The 21637-nt window shown below is 64.0% G+C and carries 13 protein-coding genes and 1 pseudogene; all 14 read right to left on the bottom strand.

Annotated elements, in window-relative coordinates; genetic code table 11:
- Positions 1-3: 3 nt before the first annotated feature.
- Complete coding sequence (locus EKO19_RS35845) at positions 4-2001, bottom strand: S9 family peptidase (RefSeq protein ID WP_129782231.1); 1998 nt, start codon at positions 1999-2001, stop codon at positions 4-6.
- Positions 1998-4007, bottom strand: coding sequence for a S9 family peptidase (locus EKO19_RS35850; protein WP_129782232.1), 2010 nt, complete (start codon positions 4005-4007; stop codon positions 1998-2000). Before EKO19_RS35850 ends, EKO19_RS35845 begins: the two co-directional genes overlap by 4 nt.
- Positions 4008-4088: 81 nt before the next feature.
- Positions 4089-6575: a TonB-dependent receptor gene (locus EKO19_RS35855; protein WP_157995596.1), complete on the bottom strand. Its 2487-nt coding sequence runs from the start codon at positions 6573-6575 to the stop codon at positions 4089-4091.
- Between the two features lie 94 nt (positions 6576-6669).
- On the bottom strand, positions 6670-7659 hold the full coding sequence (locus EKO19_RS35860) for a FecR family protein (protein ID WP_129782234.1): 990 nt from the start codon (positions 7657-7659) through the stop codon (positions 6670-6672).
- Positions 7649-8206 carry an RNA polymerase sigma factor gene (locus tag EKO19_RS35865; protein ID WP_157995597.1) on the bottom strand — a complete coding sequence of 186 codons (558 nt, stop codon included), beginning with the start codon at positions 8204-8206 and terminating at the stop codon, positions 7649-7651. Before EKO19_RS35865 ends, EKO19_RS35860 begins: the two co-directional genes overlap by 11 nt.
- 148 nt (positions 8207-8354) lie before the next feature.
- Positions 8355-9785: an amidohydrolase family protein gene (locus EKO19_RS35870; protein WP_157995598.1), complete on the bottom strand. Its 1431-nt coding sequence runs from the start codon at positions 9783-9785 to the stop codon at positions 8355-8357.
- Positions 9786-9910: 125 nt separating this feature from the next.
- Positions 9911-10927, bottom strand: coding sequence for an alpha/beta hydrolase (locus EKO19_RS35875; protein WP_129782237.1), 1017 nt, complete (start codon positions 10925-10927; stop codon positions 9911-9913).
- Between the two features lie 25 nt (positions 10928-10952).
- Positions 10953-13586, bottom strand: coding sequence for a TonB-dependent receptor (locus EKO19_RS35880; RefSeq protein WP_129782238.1), 2634 nt, complete (start codon positions 13584-13586; stop codon positions 10953-10955).
- Positions 13587-13703: 117 nt separating this feature from the next.
- A complete protein-coding gene (locus EKO19_RS35885) occupies positions 13704-14741 on the bottom strand; it encodes a FecR family protein (RefSeq protein ID WP_129782239.1) in 1038 nt (345 codons plus the stop codon).
- Positions 14738-15223, bottom strand: a complete 486-nt coding sequence (locus EKO19_RS35890) for an RNA polymerase sigma factor (protein WP_129782240.1) — start codon at positions 15221-15223, stop codon at positions 14738-14740. The genes EKO19_RS35885 and EKO19_RS35890 overlap by 4 nt, the downstream gene beginning before the upstream one ends.
- Positions 15224-15394: 171 nt before the next feature.
- A complete protein-coding gene (locus EKO19_RS35895) occupies positions 15395-17524 on the bottom strand; it encodes a TonB-dependent siderophore receptor (RefSeq protein ID WP_129782241.1) in 2130 nt (709 codons plus the stop codon).
- 122 nt (positions 17525-17646) lie between these two features.
- A complete protein-coding gene (locus tag EKO19_RS35900; protein WP_129782242.1) occupies positions 17647-20007 on the bottom strand; it encodes a TonB-dependent siderophore receptor in 2361 nt (786 codons plus the stop codon).
- A gap of 132 nt (positions 20008-20139) precedes the next feature.
- A pseudogene (locus tag EKO19_RS35905) lies at positions 20140-21111 on the bottom strand (FecR family protein); the annotation flags it as partial.
- Positions 21062-21622 carry an RNA polymerase sigma factor gene (locus EKO19_RS35910; RefSeq protein ID WP_129782244.1) on the bottom strand — a complete coding sequence of 187 codons (561 nt, stop codon included), beginning with the start codon at positions 21620-21622 and terminating at the stop codon, positions 21062-21064. The gene EKO19_RS35910 and the pseudogene EKO19_RS35905, both read right to left, overlap by 50 nt.
- Positions 21623-21637 lie beyond the last annotated feature (15 nt).

The raw sequence follows: 21637 nt of genomic DNA on the forward strand, positions 1-21637 counted from the left end.
ATGTCACGGTGACTGCCTCCCGTCTTTGAGGTAGCGGTCATACCAGCTCACATACCGCTGCAGCAGGTCGCGCTCGAAGCTCGGCCGTTCGATCATGTGATGCTCGCCCGGATAGAGGACCAGCTGCGTGGGCACCCGCAACGACTTCAGCGCCTGATACATCTGCTCGCTGCCCGCGACGGGCACGTTGAAATCCCGGGCGCCGCTGACGAAGAGCGTGGGCGTTCGAACGCGGTCCGCCTGAAACAACGGACGTGAGATCCTCATCCAGACCTCCGGGCTGCGCCACGGCGCGCCGAACTCCAGCTCATTGACGTATGCGTACAGGTCCGTGCCGTAGAGTGAAATCTTGCTGCCCCAGCCCGCGCCACTCACGGCCGCCCTGAAGCGTGGATCGCTGACGATGAGATAGTTGGTCAGAATCCCGCCGAAGCTCCAGCCGCCGACCCCCAGACGATCCGGATCGGCAATCCCGAGCGAGACCGCGTGGTCGACGCCTTCGAGCAGGTCGGCGACGTCGCGCTCGCCCCAGCGCGCGAAAGTGCGATGAGCGAACTCGATGCCGCGGCCACGGCTGCCGCGATAGTTTATTTGGAGAACGGCATAGCCCTGCGCCGCCAGCACCTGGCGCGCGTCATAGGCGGGGTCGTAGTTGAACCCATGCTCGTCCTGGAGATAGGGGCCGCCATGAATCCACAGCACCGTGGGGTAGCGCACACCGCGCCGGTATCCGACCGGTTTCGTCACCAGCCCATGGATCTTCTGCCCGTCCGAGGCGACGAACTCGATCGGCTCGCTGTAGGAGAGTTCGACCTCGCGCAGCCAGCTCTCGTTGTGACGACTCAGAGCGCGCAGCACGCCACGTTCGAGTGCGTAGACTTCCGGCGGCTCACGGTCCGCCGTCGCAATCACCGCGATTCTGCCCTTCGCTTCGGTGAACGATAGAATCTTGCGCGGCCCTTCATACAACCGTTGCCACGCGCCGTCGCCGCGACTCACGCGCACCGGGTAGCGCGTTCTGTCATCGATGATCAGGCCGTAAATCGAGCGGCCGTCGCTGCCGACCGCCGTGTTGTCGATATCACGATCCAGCCGCGACAGCGGCAACGTCACCGCACCATCGGTTGCCGAAGCTACCGCCAGTTGCAGCTGATCGAACAGGCCGTACTGTGGCTCGCCACCGCGCCGGAACACGAGATCGCGACCATCCGCGCTCCAGGCGATCGGTCCCTCGTCCGTGCCGGGAAACTCGGCGCGGCGCGTCGGCAACGAACCCGGCTGAGCGTCAGCTACATAGAGATCCGTGTAGTCGGATCGATCTGCATCGGCGTCGCGATTGCTGAAGAAAGCAATCTTGGCGCCATCCGGCGACCAGGCCGGTTCGGACTCTTCGAACTCGCCGCCGCGGGTCAGCGCCGCTGCTGCCCCCGTCTGGAGGTCGTATATATAGATTCGCGTCGGATTGACGGCGTTGTGGAGATACCCATCGCCGGCATCGGTCTTGAATCGATAGCGGTCGATGACCCAGGGCATGAGCTGCTTCGGCGCCGGCGGCTGATACTCCAACGCCACGCGTTTGCCATCCGGCGCCCACGCATAGCCGGAGATTCCCCCGGGGAGATCGGTGATGCGACGAGCTTCGCCGGCGTGCTGCCGATCCAGCAGCCACAGCTGCGCATCGCCGGTGGTTGCATCCGCCTGCAGGAAACTGATCCATCGTCCATCCGGACTCCAGCGAGGCGAAGATGCGCCCGCGCAGGTCAGCTGCTCGGCGGCACCACCGCTCCAGCTCACGCGCCACACGCTGCTCCGTCGCGCATCCACAGTCAGGTCCGGAATCGTGACCGTGTAGAGCACGGACGTGCCATCGGGAGAGATCTGAGCGTCCGCAACTCGTCCGTAGTGGTTCAGATCGTCAATGGCGAGCGGCCGTGCGTGCGCATTCGGGGTCGCGAACGAGAGTGCCACGACGCTCAGTAGTATCGTCCACCCTCGGCTCATTGGGTCACTCCGTGCTCGGCACTCAGATAGCGATCGAACCAGGCAACGCTGCGCTCCATGAAATCCAGCTGATGCGCTCGCTGCGTGATGTAATGCCCCTGGCGCGGGTAGATCACCAGTTCCACGGGCACGCCGGCCCACTTCAACGCGGCATGAAACTCCAGCGCCTGGGTCACCGGACAGGAAACATCGCGCTCACCGTGCAACAGCAACACCGGCGTGCGCGCCTTGCGAATCTGGTAGAGCGGAGAACGATTCAGATACAGATCGAAGTTTTCGTAGAGCGGCGCGTCCCAATGCGACAGCTGCTCGTGCATTCGGGTGTCGCTGGAGCCCGCTTCGCTGATCCAGTTGTAGATGCCGCTGGCGGCCACGGCCGCCTTGAAGCGATGACTTCCCCAGGTCGCGCCCCAGGCGGCCGCGTAGCCGCCCCAGCTCATGCCGTAGATGCCGGCACGCTGCGCATCCGCGAGGCCGAGAGCGATGAGATGATCGAGCCCCGACTCGATGTCTTCCCACTCGCGTCCCATGAGATCGCGACGATTGCCGCGAATGAAATCGGTGCCCCGGCCGCTGCTGCCCCGGTAGTTCGGATACAGAACCAGGTAGCCGCGCGCGGCCAGCAGTTGCCCCACGTTGGTGGCTTCCTGCTGACCGAAGCCATTCCAGCCGTTCTGCGCACTCATCTCCGAGCCGCCGTGCACATGAAGGATCGTCGGATAGCGCACGCCGGGTTTGAAGCCCACCGGCTTGACGATCACACCCTCGATGAGCGTGCCGTCTTTGCTACGCCAGCGCGTCGATTCCTGCGCACCGAGCGTGAGACCGCCGAGCGGCGGATTGGAATACGTCAGTCGTTTCAGCCCGCCGCGGCCATCGAGACGGCCGATGAATATTTCCTCCGGATGCGTGGGCGAGCTGGCAACGACCGCGAAGGTTGCGGCGTTGTTGCTGAAAGTGAGTCGGCCGCGAAGGATCTGCGGTGCAGCCACCACCGGCTGCATGCTCCCGGACCTCAGATCGAGCAGCCGCATCGCGCTCTGCACGCCCTCCTCCGCGATCAGCGCCAACGTGCCGGGCCGGCCCGGAATCGGCACCACATCGATCACCGTGCCGGCATAGCCCTGCGTCAGATTCTTCGGCGCCGATGCGCCATCGACCGCGGCCAGAAACAAGCTGCCGTCGCGAGGATCCGTGACATCGATCGAACCGAGCCAGGTCACGTTCCGCCCATCGGAGGTCCAACCGACCGATCCCATCATTCCCTGCGTCCTTGCGAGTGCTTTGGGTGTGCCGCCCACGGCGTCGATCACATAAGGCAGCGAATGCAGGCAACGGTCATCGTCGGTGGTGCCGGTCGAGGCGACGAGTGCAAACGCATCGCCCGCGGGCGACCAGGCAAAATTCCAGATGTTCAGATCCGTCGGAGTGATCGTGGTTACATCACCGGATTCGACGGCCACGACGCGCAGCCTGGCGCGTGCCGACGGCGCATCGACCACCACCCAATCGCGGCCGTCCTCTCGCGCGCGCCGCTGCGCTTCGCTCTCTTCATCGCTCGCCAGGAAGGCGATCCGCCGCCCATCGGGAGACCACTGCAGATCGTTCGCGCCTCCCTGCCCCCGAGTGAGCACGACAATCGGTCCCCATCCGCCGGAATGTTTGCTGCGGATGTATATCTGTCTTGCGGCCCCGGACTCTGGGCGGGCGAGCCAGGCCAGCGTCCGGCCGTCCGGCGACCATCTCGGCATCGCCGGACTGACGCCGCCGTCCGCCCATTCGACGGGCGCGCCGCCGTTGCTATCGATCAGCCAGAGGCTGCCGAGTTGGACGCTCCGGCCATCGTCCGATGAATGGTTCTCCAGCCGATAGGCGACCTCCGCTCCCGAGGGCGACAGCGCCGCATCCGCCACGGTTCGCAGCTCGAGTGAGAGCGCCGGCGTCAGCACGGCGGCACTCGCGTCGATGCAGGCCAGCAGTAGCGAAAGTAGAGCGGCACTTCTCATGGATGCTTCTCGAGCGCGAGAGCCGGCGTTCCGGGCCTCGGTGAGGCCCGGTACCGTGCAGGAGGTGAGATGCAGCGGTTGTTAGAACTTGACCGTCGCGGAGGCCACCACCGTGCGTGGATTGCCGCGGTAGAAGTACTGGCTCGACCAGTAGGCCTCGTCGAAAACATTCTCGACATTCAGGCGCATCGTGACCGGGCGCTCAAAGGCGTTGAAGGCGTAGCTGGCACCGAGATCGAACCTCGTCCAGCTCGGCGCCTCGACGTTGCCCAGGTACACGGAGCCCGACATATAGAACGGACTCGCATAGGTGCCTCGCGCGCTCAGCGCCAGCCCCGGCAGGAAGGACAGGCTCCAGTCCCCGCCCAAAGTCACATTCACCTTGGAAACACCGTCCGCGCGCCGGCCGGAGTTGGCGGGATCTTCGGTCTTGGTCAACTCGGCATCGAGCAACATGACGCCGCCCAGCAGGCGAACGCCGGGCTGCGGCTCACCGAAGATGCCGATCTCCAGGCCGCGATTGCGCTGCTCGCCATCGAGGCTGTAAATCATGGTCTGCTGATCGATGAGCCCCTGCGGGCGAGCGATCTGGAACACAGCGAAGGTCGCGCCGAAGCTGCCGCGATCCAGCTTCACGCCCGCCTCGATCTGCTTGGATCGATACGGCGCGAAGACCTGCCCGGCATTCAGCGCCGGTGCCTGCGCCGTCGGCCCGCGCGCCAGCCCTTCCATATAGTTCGCATAGATCGACACCGCCTTGATCGGACGGAACACCACGCCGGCCGACGGACTCAACGCCTGCTCGTCGTAGGCGCTGATCTGCGCGCCGGTGCCGGGGTCGAACTCGTCGTTCTTCACCTGTTGCAGACGTGCGCCGAGCGTCAGTTGGACTTTGCCGTCCAGCATCGACAACGTATCCGCCAGCGAGACGCCGGTGAGCGTCGTGTCCAGAATTTTCGGCGGCCGCGGGAAGCCCTGCAGGTCCGGCGCCGGAATGAAGTTCGGCGTATAGATGTTCGATGGATTGGTCGGCACCATCGCCGAGCCATCGATGCTGCCGTCATAGAAACTGAGCTCGTCGCGTTTCACCTCGGTGCGAGTCGCGGCGAGCGCGAGCTGATGGCCGACCCGCCCGGTGTCGAACGAAAAACGCAGCCCCGCCTCGCTCGACGCCCCGGCCACCTTGAATGCCTTGCCCCAGAAGTTCTCGTCGAAGTCGCCGGCGCTGTTCAACGAAGTGCCGTAACTCAATACATACGATCCTTCCGTCCGGCCGAAGCCGGTGGCGATGTAACCAAAGACATTGCTGCCGAACTGATATTCGGCGCGTGCCACGCCATACACCGAATGCTCCTGCAGACCGAGCCAGGGCTGCAGGAAACGCTTGCCCGCCGGGGGCGCGCGAGGCGGCGTGGTCAGCGACTCACCGAGATAACTGTCGCCATCCACGCCGCGATAGTCGCGATGCTGATATCCAAAGTCAGCCGTCACTTGCAGACCGCCCTGATTGAAATCGATGCCAATGGCGGCGTCCTCCGCCTCCTTCGACAAGCCCTGCAAAGCGCCGTCGCCGTCCCGATACACGCCATTGACGCGAACGCCGAGCTGCTGCTCGTCGCCGAAGCGACGGCCGGCATCGACGTGCGCGCCGACCTGCGCATCCGAAACAAACATCGTCGTCAGCGCCAGCAACGGCTCGACGTCTGCTCGCTTCGGCGCGAGGTTGATCGAACCGCCGATGGATCCCACCGGTGACATGCCGCCGAGCAGCGTGCTCGGCCCCTTGATCAACTCCACGCGCTCGACCGTCTCGACAGCCACCTGATCCCACGGCGCCACGCCGTACAGGCCATCGAACGCAACGTCCTCGGTGCCTACGGTGAAGCCGCGAATATCGAACACGTCATAGGTTTGTGACTCTGAGCCTGCGGCCCGCACGGAGGCGTCCGAAGTAATCACTTGCACCAGGCCGCGGGCGCCCACATCCTGGATAAAGCTGGACGTGAAGCCCGTCGTGCTCAACGGGGTGTCCATGATGTCGCGGTTGCCCAGCAGTCCCAACCGGCTGCCTCGTGCTACCTGTCCGCCGCCGTATTCTTCGGGAAGTTTCTCGCTGGTGACGACGACGGTTTCCAGACTCGCCTCAGCCAGCGCTCGCGCGGCCTTGTCGCTCTGGGTGTCGCTCTCCGAGCCGAGCGCGACATACGACGATCTGCGGTAACCGTTCTGGCTGGTTCGCTGCGAGTCCGCCTTCGCGGCAGTCGTGATCAATAGCGCGCCCGACGTTTCATCTTCACGAAAGACCAGCGGCGTACCTCGTAGCAGCCTCGCCACGGCCTCTTGTGGGGTGAGCTCCCCGCTGACGCCCTCGGTGTGCAGCCCCTTCACCAGGTCCGTCGGATAAAAGAACTCGACGCCACTTTGCTCCGCCAACGTTCGCAACGCCACCGCCAGATCGCCCGCGGGAACGTCGATGGAGCGACGCTCCAATTCGCTCGCGCCAGCGGCGAGCGCCGCGGAACAAATCAAACCAACGAGCATCGTCCGACCCGACTGGAAACTCTGCATGTGCGCTCCCCGATAGCGGCTCTTGTAACGGCCTCTCATCAATTAAGACGAGCGGCCGGAACAAACACGGTATCGGTCGGCACGAAGTTTCCGACTAGGGATCCAGCACGTGGATGGTGTGTCCACGCCGCTCGATGACCACTGGAAAGTTCTTGCCGAGCAGCCTGATGAAGGCGTCGACGTTGTTGGAGCGAAAGTTGCCGTCGATCTTCAAGCCGGCGAGCCCGGCGCTCTCGATGACGATCTTGTCGTCGTTGTAACGATTGAATTCCGCCGCCGCGTCGGCCAGCGACGTGCTCTGGAACATCAGGAATCCAGCACGCCAGCTCAGATACTGAGTGACGTCGTTCAACGACTTCTTCTGCACCAGCACGCCTTGACGATCGCCACTGGCGATGCTGCCAGCACCGAGCAGTGACGCCGGCGGCCCGAGCGCGCCGGCCGGGGACTGCGACTCCATGCGCACCAGCCCTTCGCTGACGACCACACGAATGTCCTGGTTCTCCCGCCGCACCGAAAAGCGCGTTCCCACCGCGACCACCCGCCGCTCACCCACGATCACCACGAACGGCCGGCTGGGATCTTTCGCGACCTCGACGAACACTTCGCCACGCCGTAGTTGAATACGCCGTTCGCGTTCCTCGAATGCGACCTGCACCTCGCTGTCGGTGTTGAGCGTGATGCGCGATCCGTCGGCCAGGGAAACCAGCCGCATGCCGCCAACTTCCGTTCGATAGGTGGATCGTTGTGGCAGCAACGCCCAGGTGGCCGCGACTATCGCCAGCACCACGCTCGCCGCCAGCGCGCCCCGCCAAAGGCCGCCGCGCCTGGGCTGCACCACTGGCGCCGCATCGGCGGCGGGGCCCGTCCATGACGGTTGACCGGTCATCGCACCTGCATTCAGCGCCTTCAACCGGGCCGCCTCGCGCCATGCGTGCTCGAGTCTCAGGAACACCACACGGCGAGCGCTCGAGATTTCCAGCCAGGCCGACAACGCCTGCTGGTCCGACTCGGTCCAGTCACCGGCATCGCGCTTGAAGAGCCACCCGGCAGCCGCATTTTCCAGCTGTTCTCTACTTTCCATGAGCTGACTCACTCGTCACGTTGCGCTGCTGCTCGCCCGGCCCGGTCTGCGCTCCGCCATAGAACAGCTCGGCCAGCCGTCGAATGCCCTTCAAAGCATGCTTCTGCACGGTGGCCACCGCAATGTCGAGCCGCGAGCCGATTTCCTGCTGCGACAACCCTTCGACCCGCTGCAGCCAGAGGACTTCCCGGCATTGTCGTGGCAGCCCGTTCAACGCCACGGAAAGATGCTGGAGCTGTTGTCGGGCGGTGAGGCGTCGTTCCGGCGACAGCGGATCGATCAGCACATTCAATGCATCCAGGTCCTCGATCAGCTCGATGGATACGATCCGGCTGCGCCGGGCACGATCGATCATCAGGTGACGGGCCGTGGTGAACAGAAACGATCGCGGCGACTGCGGCAGCGCCCCCGCGGCCGACTCATATATCCGCACGTAAACGTCGTGGCAGATGTCGGGCACGTCGCTCGGGTTGGGCCAGGCTCTAAGCACGTAACGGCGCAGCGCCGCCTCGTGGCACAGAATCTCTCGCACGAACCACTCATTCACGCCCTCGACCATCGGCAGACAGTACACCGGGGCGCCGACCCGGAGAAGGAGGTCGGAACTTTCTTTACGGGGCCATACCGTGTATGCGCCCGCCAATCGTCTTACTTTAGATAGGCACGCCGCATCGACGCGCCAGTGCGCCCAGAAATCACTTCCGTACCGGCAGCGGCACCTCTTCGTGGGCCGGCTTGTAGAGGCGGCCTTCCTGCAACATCAGTCGTCCATTGACGAAGGCCGTGCGCACCTTGCGAAGCGCACTGAAATCCTCATCGGGATTGCCTTCAATCACGATGATGTCGGCGAGCTTGCCGGTCTCGATCGTGCCCAGCCGATCGGCCATGTGCAGAATCTCGGCGCTGGTCCGGGTGGCCGCGACCAGTGCTTCGGTCCTGGTGAACCCGACCTGCGTGAACGACTCGAGCTCATCGATATAGGCGCCGGGCATGTAGTCGGGACCATTGACGATGAGATCGAGGCCGATGCCCATCTTCACGCCCGCGCGACGCAGCTTTCTCGCCATCTCCACGATGGTGTCTTCGTTGAGCTCGAAGCGCCGCGAGGTGGAGCCGAAATAGCCGCCGCTGTTTCGTTGAATGATGCGATAGGTGACGAGCGTCGGCACCGAGGCGATGCCGCGCTTGGCCATGAGCGCGATGGCCTTGTCACTGCGCGGCAGCGGGTGTTCGACCGAGTCGACGCCCGCCTTGATCGCCATGTCGATATATTGGGTCTCCGCATCGACGGTCACCGGCAGCCCGAGCGAATGTGCCTCATCGACCGCAGCGTTGACCTCGTCCTGGGAATATTCGCTCGCGAGCTTGATCAGATCCGCGCCCTTCGCGAACTGGATCCGCACCGCCTCGCGCCACTGATCGGGACCGGAGGCAACCCGCACCATCGAATTGGGATTGCCGTTGGGCACTTCCGGATAGGCCGCGGTCACCGCGTGCAACGCGCCGTGCCCACCGGTTCCCGTGATCAACTGGCCGGCCGTGAAGATGCGCGGGCCCTGGATTTCACCCGAGGCCTGCAATCGCTTGAGAATGAACGGCGAATCGCCGTGAGAGGCGACATCACGCACGCTCGTGACACCGGCCTGCAGATGAATGGCCATGCGTCGTAAGCCGCGCATCACGGATTCGGCGCCGCTGGTGTTGCCGTTCGTGTAGATGGTCATGTCGGCCGCGTCGACATAGGTCAGATGCGTGTGCAGGTCGATGAGACCTGGCATCACGGTCTTGCCGGTCACGTCATAGACGACCGCATCCGCCGGCCAGTTGCGCTCACCGGGATTCAGGATCGCCGTGATCGACTTGCCCTGGACCACGATCGTCGCCGGTCGCGCCGGTGCGCCGGTGCCATCGAACAGCCGGCCGCCTACCAGGACAAACGAGCCCTTGGGGGCGTTGAAGTCGGCCGGCACCGGAATGCGCAGTCCGTCATCGGACGTCGGCACCGAGTGCGGCAGCCACTGATCGCGGTTGTAGATGGGCCGGGCCTGCGGCCCGCCGTCCTGAGCGGCGACCGTCGTCGCGATCAACGGAACCACGCACAGCAGTCGACGCAACCAGGTGATCATTCGGCGCTTCCTTTTTGTCATCGAGCGCGAAGCCGCGTGGCTTGCGTCCCAGGCTCGATTCTAGGCAGCGCACCTGCGAGCGTCACTAATATCCCTAATGTGGCTCATAAGAGATTTTGAAGGGGTCACTGCGCGTGCGACTGCGCGCGCACCTGGCGCACCACCTCATCCACGGCACTGATGACCGCATCCGCCCGATCAAATTGAATGTAGTGCCCGGAATCGAACAGCAGCTGCTGGCGGCCCTGACTCGACCAGCCGGCCTGATCGTCATGCAGACGTTTCCAGATCGCTTGCATTTTCAGCGCATCGGCTCGCGTCATTCCGAGCGCGCCGAGTACGGCATCCGGCAGCGGCCGCATCGCCGTCAGCACGACGAGGGGGCGCGCGCCCAAGGCGCGAAACGTGCCCACGTCATTCAGCGTGCGCTCCATGCCGGCCGCCTCACTCATCGCCGCGCGCATCGACTGGCTCGCGTAGGCCTTCGACATCGCAGCGGTCTGCGCAGGAATGTTTGCTACGCCGGGCTCCTCACCGAGCAGGTGGGTCCAGCCGGTCCAGGTCAGTTTGGATAGCAGTACGACGACGGGCGGCGCAACCTGCGTCAGCTGAGTCAATCCCGCCGCCCTGAGCTCGCGGTTCTGATCCGGATGCGATCCATCCACCAGCACCAGGCCGGCAACCTGCTCGCCAAACTTTCTGGTGTAGTCCAGAACGTAGACGGCGCCGAGCGAGTGCGCCACGAGAACATACGGCCCTTGCTCGCCGCTCGCTGCGAGCGTGGCATGCAGGTCCTCGGCGATGACATCCGCGTGCTGTGGCTCGTCCTTCGGTTCGCTCCACATGATGCCCGCGCGATCATAGGCGCAGGCACGCGTCAGCGAGGCGACCGAGTCGTGCACGGCACTCCAGGCCAATGAGCCGTTGGTATCGAGACCGGCCTCGAATACGACGGTCGGCGCGCCCTCGCCGCGACAATCCAGATGAATCCGCCGATCGCCGATCTCGACCATCGCGCCGCGCGGCGGGAATTCAGCGCGGGCGCGATGCCGCGCATACGCCTCATAACCGGTGCCCGTCACCAGCAGCAGAACGATGAGAACGACGATCCCGAGACCTGAACGCTTCAACCAATGACGCATGCTGGACTTCCGCCGCTATTCGAATTCAGAAGCTCACGTCGAAGGACAGGCCGGTGACGCGAGGCTCCAGGGGTAAGGACTGGATCCCGAAAATCAGACTCGGATCGAGCGCACTCTGCAGCGCCGACTGCGACAGGTAGGCGCGCTTGTCGGTCACATTGCGGACGAACAGATTCACCGTCCACTGCCCGCTCGACACGCCGGCACGGACATCGCCCAGGGTGTAAGCAGGATCGCGCGTGTTCGGACCGTCGGTGGAGAGCGTCACGACGTTCTTCTCACCGACATAGCGGACACCTGCACCGATACGAGCGCTCAGCCGATCGCCAAGCGGCCAGGTGTAATCGGCGTTGAGGGCGCCCGACCACTCGGGCACGCCAGGCAGTTGCTGGCCGGTGAGCAGCCCGCCCGGCACATCGGGCAACAACTCAGTCAGACGCGCCCGTGTGTAAGCGGCGTTGTAACCGAGCGTGAGTCCGGCGACGGGTCGGAACGATCCCTCCAGCTCGACACCCCGGCTATAAGCATCGCCGGCGTTGGCGAGGAACGCACAGCTGCAGGCCTCGTTCACGATCGCCTGCTGGATGTCCCGCCAGTCGATATCGAACACACTGACATTGAGCAACGCCCGGCCGTCGAGGAAGGTCGATTTCAGGCCGAGCTCGTAACTGATCAGCGTGTCGGAATCGACGCTCGGCACGGCGCCCGCCAGAGCCACGTTCGGGCCACCGGGGCGATAGCCCGTCGCGACCTTGGCATAGAGCATGGCGTCGTCGCTGAATCGAAACCGGCTGGAGATCGACCAGGTCGTGACACTCTCCGATGCGGTATCCGATACGGGTGGAGCATTGCCAAGCACCAGCCCGCCGAGCTGCTGAGTGAACTTCTGTTCGTTGTGCGCGTAGCGAACGCCGCCGGTGACATCGAGCACTTCAGTGAGGTTGACGGTCACGCTGCCGAAGCCCGCGTATTCCTCGAACGTCGATGGCAGCGAGCCCACGAGGACGGGGCTCAGCGGTGGCTCGGTCAACTCACGATAGTCGGTGTCGAAGATCCTGGCCCGCTGCTGGTTGGTGCTGGTCTCATCGGTATAGAAAACGCCGGCCAGCCATTCGATGCGCTTGCCCGAGGCGGAGGCGATGCGCAGCTCCTGAGTGAGCTTCTTCAGATCCAGATCGACCCGATAGTCGCTATATCCCGGCGGCAGATCCGCCAGGACAGGCACCAGTCCGTAGCTGCTGGTCGTGTCCTGCAGCCGATGCGTGATGGCGCGCGACCAACTCGTCGCGGAGGTGACGGTGAGCTCTCGTGGGGCATCCCAAACCACCGTCGCGGAGTAATAGTCGACGTTCTTCGAGAACGGTTGCAGAAACGCGTTGGCTCCCGCCATCTCCCCGAGTGTCGGCTCGCCACGAAGCAGCTCGACGGCGTCATCGGTATAAGTGCTCAACTGATCCAATGTCACCGCAGCGTTGTCATCGGAGGCAATGCGGTTCCAGATGCCGCCCAGATTCACACGCACGCTCGCGAGCGGCTCCCACGTCAAAGCGAGCCGGCCCCCATACTGACGTCCCGTGTTCGAATTGGCAGCACCGAGAAAAACGTTGTCCGTATAGCCCTGGTAGTGCTTGTCGTAGAGACTCGCGCGCAGCGCCAGCTGATCTGCGATGAGGGGAACATTGACGGCGGCACGTCCTGCGTAGCCGATTCGCCCGCCATGGTCGGCGCTGCTGGCTTCGCCACCGAATTGCGCGCTGAAGGCCGTCGGGTCTGCCTGCTTCAATACATACTTGAGCAAGCCGCCCATGGCGCCCGCGCCATAGAGCGTGCCTTGCGGACCGCGCAGCACTTCCAGGCGATCCAGGTCGTACGGCATGAGGTCCAGCGCGAAGAGCGTGGCGACGGCATAGTTACCGCTCGCACCCAGCGGCGTGTCGTCGATGTAATAGCCGATGACAGAGCCGGGGCCGACGGCGGCGATGCCGCGCAGAGTGACGGAGGCCTGCCCGGGCGACCCGCCGCCTTGAACGGCGAGGCCAGGGGCGTACTGCGCATAGTCGGCGAGCTGACTCAGCCCGAGTTCGGACAACGCCTCGCCTTTGATGGCCGTGACCGATGCTGGCACCTCCTGCAGACGCTCCGCGCGCTTCTGAGCCGTCACCACGATCTCTTCGAGACCGGCAGCCTCCTGCGCGAGCGCTCCTTGTGCCCTCGCCCGATGTTCCGCAGCATCGCGAGCCTGTTCGACCTGAGCGATCCGCAACCGGTCGCCCTGCCCCGTCGCGGTGACCGCGGGCGCGCCGCTCTTTGGCGGGTCCTGCTTCTGCCTGGATGGATCTCTCGACGCGGCGGTCGGCGCGAGCACGACGGTGGCTTCGTTCAGGAATTCGTGTTTGATGCCGGTGCCTCGAAGCAACCGTGTCAGTGCCTCATCCGCCGTCATCACCTCATCGATGGGCGGCGCCACGCGTCCTGAAATCAATGGCGGATCGAACAGGATATTGAGGTTCGCCTGGCTGCCCACCGATCGCAGCGAATCCGCCAGTGGCTGACTCGGCAGATCGAATCGCAGCCTCGCCTCCGCCTGCGCGAGCGACGCCATACAAATGAGCGTCGTCGACAACGCCGAAGCCAACGTGAATTGCAGAGTGCCGCGCATGCTGTGTCCCCGGGCAGTCCCTGCCGTTGTTATGAAGTAAGTCCTTATCGGTTTAGACACGGCAGAACGCAGCAAACCTCATTCGGCATCGCCGATGCTCGCGAGGATGGATGCGTGCTAGCGGGCGGAGCTCTGCGCGCCGGGACCGCTGAGCGTGATCTCGCGATCCTCGTGATCCACATGCAGACCATAGGTTCGGGCCAGCGCCCCGGCAAAGTTCGCTGAATCTCCAGCGCGAAAGATTCCGCTGATCCGAATGTGCGCGACGCTCGGATCCTCGATGATGAGCCGGGCTACGCTGTAACGATTCATCTCCTTCACCGCATCGACGAGCGGCGTGTCATCGAATGCCACTTGCCCGCGCTGCCACGCGGTCACGCGATCCAGCCGGGGGCGATCGATGGTGGCGGGTTCACTGGTCGCGAACGTGAGACGCTGGCCGGGCGCGAGCATCACCACCTCACCGGCGCTCGCCGGCGGCTCGACTCGCTCGGTCGTGCGTGCCGGCGCGTCGGCGGCGCGAGCATTCACAGACGAGACGGCCACTTTGCCCTCCACCAGCGTCACGGCGAGATTGCGATCCTCGCGTCTGACCAGGAACACGGTGCCGAGCGCCCTCACCTGCCGATCGCCACTCCTGACGATGAAGGGCCACCGCGGATTCTTCGCCACCTCGAACAAGGCCTCGCCCTGCTGGAGCTCAATTTCGCGCTGCTCGGGCGTGTAGCGAACGACTGCACGTGTATTGGTGTTCAGATACATCCGCGTGCCGTCCTCGAGAGCCAGCGTGCGTTGCTCACCCACCGCAGTCACGACCGCATCGGTACGCAGATACAACACGGTGCCGATCACGGTGATCGCCGCAACGACGGCCGCCGCAAGCGCCGCTTTGGAAACGCTGATGGTGAATCCCGCGAGCCCCCGCCTCGGCGTATGCTCCATCGGCCTGCGGTTGAGTCTCGCGGATTTCTCCCAGGTATCCGTGAGAAGCTCGAAGGCAGCCGCATGCTCCGCAGATTCGGCGAGCCAGCGACGCAGGCCTGCTTCCACTTCCTGCGTTCGGTTCGGTCCATGCAGCCGCGCAACCCACGCCGCAGCCTGCGCCCGGACGCTCGCGGATGGCATCGGTGAGGCTTTCAACTCGTGCGTGCTCATGGCAGCTCGTTGACGCCCGACAGGACCGCGAGCGCGCTGGCCATGTGCTTCTCGACGGCACTGATGCTGATGCCCATCTGCCGCGCGATCTGGGCGTAGCTCAAGCCATCGAGCCGCTGCATGAAAAAGATCTCCCGGGTGCGCGGATTCACGGCGTCGAGCGCGTCGCGCATTCTCTTCAGGCATTCCTCGGCGGCGAGCATTTCCTCGGGCAGCGGACGCGTATCGAGAATGTCCGTGAAGCTCTCGACCGCCTCCTCGCAATACAGCTCAGGATGCGCATCGCGTCTCGCGTTGGCGGCCAGGCGCAGCACCGTACGAACCAGGAACCCCTCCGGCCTGCGCACGTCCCCACCCTTCTCACAATATTCCTGCATCCTCAGGAACGCCTCCTGAATCAGGTCCTCCGACTCAGCATGGGTTCGACCCCGGCGCAGCAGCAGCCGTTGCAGGCGAGAGAAATAGCGCGGCAGATGCCTCATCACAGTACGATGACACGGCGGCCTGCGGAGTCAACCCACACGGCCCCATCTGAAGAATAACGACGCCATTGCTGGTTCAATGGCGCCGCCCGCTGAGGTATTTCGCTCCGTCGCGTGTCTGACTATTGAATGGGGATTTCTTTTGTCTCCTCGGAGGGCCGCGGCAGCCCGTCAGAAATCGAGCGCCACTGAGCCAATGATGGTGCGTGGCTGTCCGACCGTGATTCGCGTGGTGTTGCCAGCCGCGGGGAAATAGCGCTCATCGAGCACGTTCTTGACGTTCAAGCCGAAGCGCAGCTGCGAATCCCCTGGCACTCCGAACGATGCGTTCTTGAGGTAGTACCACAGGCTCAGGTCGACGACGGTGTAATCTCCGAGCGACCAGGTGTTGCTGGTATCGCCGAAACGGTCGGAAGTGTAATCGACACCCGCGCCCGCGCCGAGGCCAGCGAGCTTGCCGTCGCGTACTTCGTAGCTGGCCCACAAACGCACGGTGTGTTCGGCGACGCCCGGCAGCGCATTGCCTTTGAAGGCGTTGAAGTCGCCGAGGATTTCGCTATCGGTGTAGGCGTAGGAGCCAACGAAATTCAAGCCCGGCAGCGGTTCGCCGGTGGCCGAGAGCTCCGCGCCGCGCGAGCGCACTTTGCCCACGAGGTCGAGCACGCCGGTGCCATTGAGCTCGGCGATGTTGTCCTTCTCCAACTCATAGACCGATGCGGTGAGAATCAAGCGACGCTCGAGGAACTCCCCTTTCGCGCCGAGCTCGTACTGGGTCGAGGATTCCGGCGCGAACGTTCGTCCCGTCGTCGGATCCACCTGTGACACCGGATTGAAGCCTTCGCTGTAGCTCACATAGAGCGAGGTGGTCGCCGTCGGTTGATACAACAAACCGGTCTGCGGCGTGAACTCAGTCTTCTTGTCGAGCCTGGTCAGCGTGCCCGCGGCCAGATTCACGCCCCGTGTCTCATCGTAGCGCCCACCCAGCAGCAACGTGAGATTGTCCACCAGGCTGACCTGATCCTGCAGGTACACGCCAAAGGATGAACTGTCCTCGCGGCGCGGATCGCCGGCGCCGGTGAGATTGCGCGAGATCAGCCCATAGACGGGATTGAAGATGTTGAACCCGCCGGCGCTCGAGCCCGTGAAGAAACGTCGATCGATATCCTCGTCGCGGAAGTCCGAGCCGACCGCGAGGCGATGCTCGATCGGGCCGGTGGCGAAGGTGCCCTCGAGCTGCGCGTTGGCGTTGTATGAGAGCACTTCGCGATCCAGCGTGGCATCGAGCTGTCGAGTCAGATTGCCGGCGGCATTGACGCTGACCGGCCGCACCTGGACATCGAATTCATCTTCGCTGCGGTAGAGCAGATTCACACTGCCGCGCCAGTTGTCGCTGAACTGGTGCTGCAGGCGGCTTTCCACCAGATGCACCTTGGAATCGCGCTCCTCGAACCGCTCACCGAAGCGGCGACTCAGCGGAATATTGCCCGGAATGTAGCGCCCGCCGCGGCCGTCCGGAAGACTCACGAATCCGCGATCCACGGGACGATGGTCCGTGAAGTACTCGTAGGTGAGCAGCAACGCGGTGCGCTCGGTGAGATCCCAGCGCAGCGACGGGGAGATGAACTCGCGCTCGATCTCATAGAAATCGCGGAACGTGTCGGTGCGCTCCAGCGAGCCATTCAAGCGAAACGCCACCGTCTGTGCGTCGTTCACCGGACCGGTGAGATCGATCGTACCGAGTTTCTTACCGTACTCATCGAACACCAGCTGCGCGTAACCGCGCCGCTGGTAGCTCGGCTTCTTGGTGTTGATGTTGACCAGCCCGCCGGGCTCGATCTGGCCGAACAGCACCGAGGCCGGACCTTTGATGATCTCCAGCGCTTCGATGTTCTGGGTCGGCGGTTGATTGCTGGTGACCGCGCTCAACCGCATGCCGTTGCGAAAGATCGAGTCGCGCCGAAAGCCGCGAATCAGAAAGTCGGTGAGCGTGCCGCCAAAGCCATCGCCTTCGGTGAGACCGGCGACGTTGCGTAACGCCTCGCCGAGACTCGACACCTGCTGATCGAGCAGCACCTGCTCCGGAATCACCTGCAGGCTGCGCGGCGTGGTGAGCAGGTCCTGTTCGATTCTGCCGATGGTCGCGGTGCGCGCGGCATACCGATCCTGCCTCGTGCCGAAGACCACGACCTCCTGAAGTGTGTCGTCGTCCGCCGCGGCCTTCTCAGCCGCCATGCCGTCCGATGCAGGCATGAGTGCGGCGAGCACGGCCGCAGCCGTCATGGTACGTGTGCGTGGATACATTGCCTCTCCCGAAGTGCCAGTTTGTTATGAGCATCCACGCAATTAACGAACGAGCCGGCGAGAGCTGAACCTCGCCGCTCGGGTTCAGAGATCCCGGCGTCGTTCGTTTCAGGAAGAGAATGTCAGAAGGTCAATGTGACGCTGCCGAGCACGCTGCGGGGCCGGCCCACTTCGACGCGCAGATCGCCGCCGCTGGAGGGAAAGTAATGTTCATCGAACAGGTTCTTGACGGCCAGCTGCAGCCGCGCCTGCCCGAGCTGCGCCCCCGACGGGCGTCGCAGCGGCAGGTTGTACCAAAGGCTCGCATTCACCAGGGTGTACGCGCCCAGCGACCAGGTGTTGGCGTTGTTGCCGTAGCGATCGCCGGAACAGAACACGCCGGCGCCGACGCCGAGTCCATGCCAGCGACCGTCGTGAGGCTCGTAGCTCGCCCAGAAATTGAACGTATAGTCGGCGGTATTCTGCGGACGGCGACCGCGCAGGCTGCCGTACAGAATGTCCATGTCCGAGCGGGAATAGCCTGCGATGACGTTGGCGCCTCGCCACGGCTGACCGGCGAGTGTGATTTCCACGCCGCGAGCGCGAAAATCCGCGGAGTCCACCGCATCGCTGCCCACTGCGATGTGCCGGCTTTCGATATCGAACAGCGCCAGTGAAACGCTCAAGCGATCGTCCGCCGCTTGCGATTTGACGCCGAGCTCGATTTGCCACGACTGTCGCGGCGTATCCAGCGCCGTCTGAGTTTCGGTGACGAGCAGGTTAGGCTCGAATGCCTCGGCGTAGTTCACCCAGAGCGAGGTTCGCGGACCGGGCCGAAGCACGAGGCCCGCGTGTGGCGAGACGACATCGATATCGCCGGTGTTCGCCGAGCGCGCGCCGAAGACCGAGGCCGAATACACCCGCTCCCCTCGCAGGCCGAGCAACAGCGAGATCCACGGCGCCGGCGTGAAGTAGTCCTGAACGTAAGCGCCATGATCACGCTCGCGCGACGCGACTGCGCTGACATCGGTCAGCTCCGGCGATAGCTGACCGTATACGGGAGCAAAAATATCGAAGCCGGCCAGCGTCGCGCCCGTGGCGAACCGCCGGTCCTGGTCGAGATATCGAAAGTCGAAGCCCGCGCTGAGCCGGTGCTCCATCGCACCGTGGGTGAGCGCTCCGACCAGCGACGCCCGCCCATACCAGGCGCGAGTGCTCCGATCGAGTGAGCCATCGACGCGACGACTGAGCATCCCTTGGGCAGTGACTTCGACGGGCCGCACCTGCAGGTCGTCGGCCTCGCTACGTTCATGCAAGAGACCGAACTGCGCCTGCCACTTCTCGGCGATGTCGTGCGTCACGTCCGCCTGCAGGAAATGCAGTTTCAGATCGAGCTGTTCGAACGGCTCGCCCAGGCGCCGGCCCCGCGGCAGATCCGGTATGTAACGACCGCCACTCGCATCCGGCAACGTCAGCAATCCTCGATCGACGGGCCGCGACTCGTTGCGGTACTCGTAACTTGCTTCCACACGCGTGCGTGGGCCGGTCTGCCAACGCGACGCCAGGGCAAGCACGCCCTGCTCCAGCTGCGTGAAATCACGGAACGACGCCGCCTCGTGCCAGGAAAGATTCACTCGCATCGTCGCGTCCTGCTCGTGAATTGGAAAGGAGCTGTCGAGCAAGGCGAATCTGGTGTCGTAGGAGCCCATGCGCCCCTCGAGGATGGTGCGTGGCTGCGCCGATGGCTTCTTGGTGATGACGTTCACCACCCCGCCCGGCGGCAGCTGACCGAACGCAATCGACGCAGGCCCCTTGATGACTTCGATGCGCTCGACGTTGACGGTGTTGATGCGAAAGATGCTGCCGCGCCTGAAACCATCGCGATACACGGAGTTGCGCCGAAAGCCGCGCACCAGGAAATCGTCGTTGGTGCCGCCGAAGCCATCGCTGAAAGTCACGCCGGTGACGTTCTGCAGGGCTTCCGTCAGATCCAGCGCCTTCTGATCGAGCAGCACCTGTTCCGGAATGATCTCCACCGTGCGCGGCAACTCCAGAAAGCTCAATGGAAAGCCGGTCAGCGTCGTCGTGGCCTCGATGTCATAGCGACGCGGGTCCACGCCCAGGACGATCACCTCCTCCACGCTGTCGCGTCGCGCCGATGCGCCTGCCGGTGATGCCGGCGACACGTTGCGCCTGGCGGCCTCGAATATTCGAACACTGCGCCGGTCGATCTCGAACGACAGCCCCGTGCCCGAGAGCAGCGCATCGAGTGCGGCGGACGCGGACATCTGGCCATGAACGCCGTGGGTACGGGCCTTCGCTATCCGCGGGTCCGTATAGACGACCTGCAGGTGCGTTCGTTGCGAGAAGGCGATCAACGCATTACGCAACGATCCAGCCGCGACATCGAAAAGGTACTGCTGCTCGGATTGCGCGGCAGACGCGCAGCTTGTGTGGACGAGACTCAGCGGGCCCCAGAGAATCAGTACCAGCAGCGTGCGCATTGTCGTGCCATCACCTCCTCAACCCGGTGGAGCAAGGCCGCTCAGATACACGATGCCCTTGGCGGCGTCGCGCGAAATGCGAACCGGCAATGCATGTTCGATGGCCGCGAGCGCCGCGTCCGGATCATGAGCATCGAACACACCATACACACGCAGCTTCTCCAGCGCCGCGTCCGTGATCACCAGTTGCTGGTCCGTATAGCGCCCCAGCTTCCGAATGACTTCGCTCAGTGGCGCGCCATCGAAGATCAGCTGGCCGTCGCGCCAGGCCGCGACATCCTCCGGGCTGCCAAGCATGCTCAGGCGCAGGCTCGCCTCCTCGCCCGTCTGCTCCGGCGCGGCGCTGTAAGAGACTTCTTCTCCGGCACGCGCGATCACCTTGCGCAGCGTCCGGCTGACCGGATCGTGCCGTGTCACCTCGATCACACCTTCGACGACGGCGATGCGAACGAAAGCATCATGAACATCGACTTCGAAGACCGTACCGATGGCGCGCACTTCGCCATTCGCCGCGCTGACGATGAAAGGCCGATCAGGATCGTGCGCGACGGAGAACAGCGCCTCGCCGGAGCGCAACTGGATGTCACGACGTTTCGCTGTGAGTTTCACATCCATGCTCGAGCGTGCATCGAGATGGACCTGCGAGCCATCGCTCAGCTCGATCAGCTGCGGACTGCCCATTTCCGTGGCGTAGTGTTCGACGAGCGGTGTGCGGTTGATGAACACGACAGCGACGGCGAGCACGATGACTGCGGCCAGCCCCCATCCCAAAGCCATGCGATGCCACGGTGACGCGGGCGCACGCGCTTCGACGCGCGCCGGCGACGTACCCGCCGCGAAGGGCGATGGCGGCGTCATATCCCCCACCAGATCCCACAATGCTTCCAGCTCGCGATAACGCAGGTATTGGTCGGGATGCTCGCTGGCCCATTTCTCGAACAGCGCGACATCGCGTGGCTGCACCTCGCCCGAGTGCATGATGCTGAACCACTCATCGGCCTTGTCGACCGCGCGCGCTGCGTGGCGAATCGCTTCGTTGCGCATATCCGTATCCTCAGTCCTCGAGCGGCGCGAGCAGCTTGCTCTTGAGACAGGCCATCGCATGCGCCAGATGCTTGTGCACCATGCGGGTCGATATGTTCAGCCGGCCGGCGATCTGCGACACGGCCAGGTTTTCGTAACGACGTAAATAGAATACCTCGCGGCATTTCACCGGCAGCGCGTCGTAGGCTTCCATGAAAACGCCATACAGTTGCCGGTAGTTGAGCTCTTCTTCCTGGGTCGGCGCCGGGCTTTCGTGATCCTGTTCGCGGATCACGGCGGTCGGATCGATCACCTTCAACCGGTCCCGCCGCAGCCGGTCCAGCGCCAGGTTGTTGGCGATCTGAAACAAATAAGCGCGCGGATGCTCCAGCGTCTGCGGCGCCGGCATCGCCAGCAGCTTGAGCAGCGCTTCCTGGGCAAGGTCGCTGGCGGTTTCCTCACAACGCACCTTGGTGAAGATGAAGCGTTGCAGCGACGCCTGATGGGTCTGCGCCAGTCGCGACATGAACAGCGCTTTCGCCTGCTCGCGGTCCCAGACCAAGGTCATCTCGTTGGTTGCCGACTTGCCCATGGCACCTTAAACGAA

The sequence above is a fragment of the Peristeroidobacter soli genome, from assembly GCF_004138485.1.
Lineage (GTDB): Bacteria > Pseudomonadota > Gammaproteobacteria > Steroidobacterales > Steroidobacteraceae > Steroidobacter > Steroidobacter soli.

Excerpts from the sequence above, each read along its gene's own strand:
- EKO19_RS35845 (WP_129782231.1), bottom strand. The coding sequence starts at position 2,001 with ATGAGCCGAGGGTGGACGATACTACTGAGCGTCGTGGCACTCTCGTTC.
- EKO19_RS35870 (WP_157995598.1), bottom strand. The coding sequence starts at position 9,785 with ATGATCACCTGGTTGCGTCGACTGCTGTGCGTGGTTCCGTTGATCGCG.
- EKO19_RS35910 (WP_129782244.1), bottom strand. The coding sequence starts at position 21,622 with ATGGGCAAGTCGGCAACCAACGAGATGACCTTGGTCTGGGACCGCGAG.
- EKO19_RS35900 (WP_129782242.1), bottom strand. The coding sequence starts at position 20,007 with ATGCGCACGCTGCTGGTACTGATTCTCTGGGGCCCGCTGAGTCTCGTC.
- EKO19_RS35860 (WP_129782234.1), bottom strand. The coding sequence starts at position 7,659 with ATGGAAAGTAGAGAACAGCTGGAAAATGCGGCTGCCGGGTGGCTCTTC.
- EKO19_RS35890 (WP_129782240.1), bottom strand. The coding sequence starts at position 15,223 with ATGAGGCATCTGCCGCGCTATTTCTCTCGCCTGCAACGGCTGCTGCTG.
- EKO19_RS35875 (WP_129782237.1), bottom strand. The coding sequence starts at position 10,927 with ATGCGTCATTGGTTGAAGCGTTCAGGTCTCGGGATCGTCGTTCTCATC.
- EKO19_RS35895 (WP_129782241.1), bottom strand. The coding sequence starts at position 17,524 with ATGTATCCACGCACACGTACCATGACGGCTGCGGCCGTGCTCGCCGCA.
- EKO19_RS35850 (WP_129782232.1), bottom strand. The coding sequence starts at position 4,007 with ATGAGAAGTGCCGCTCTACTTTCGCTACTGCTGGCCTGCATCGACGCG.
- EKO19_RS35855 (WP_157995596.1), bottom strand. The coding sequence starts at position 6,575 with ATGCAGAGTTTCCAGTCGGGTCGGACGATGCTCGTTGGTTTGATTTGT.
- EKO19_RS35885 (WP_129782239.1), bottom strand. The coding sequence starts at position 14,741 with ATGAGCACGCACGAGTTGAAAGCCTCACCGATGCCATCCGCGAGCGTC.
- EKO19_RS35880 (WP_129782238.1), bottom strand. The coding sequence starts at position 13,586 with ATGCGCGGCACTCTGCAATTCACGTTGGCTTCGGCGTTGTCGACGACG.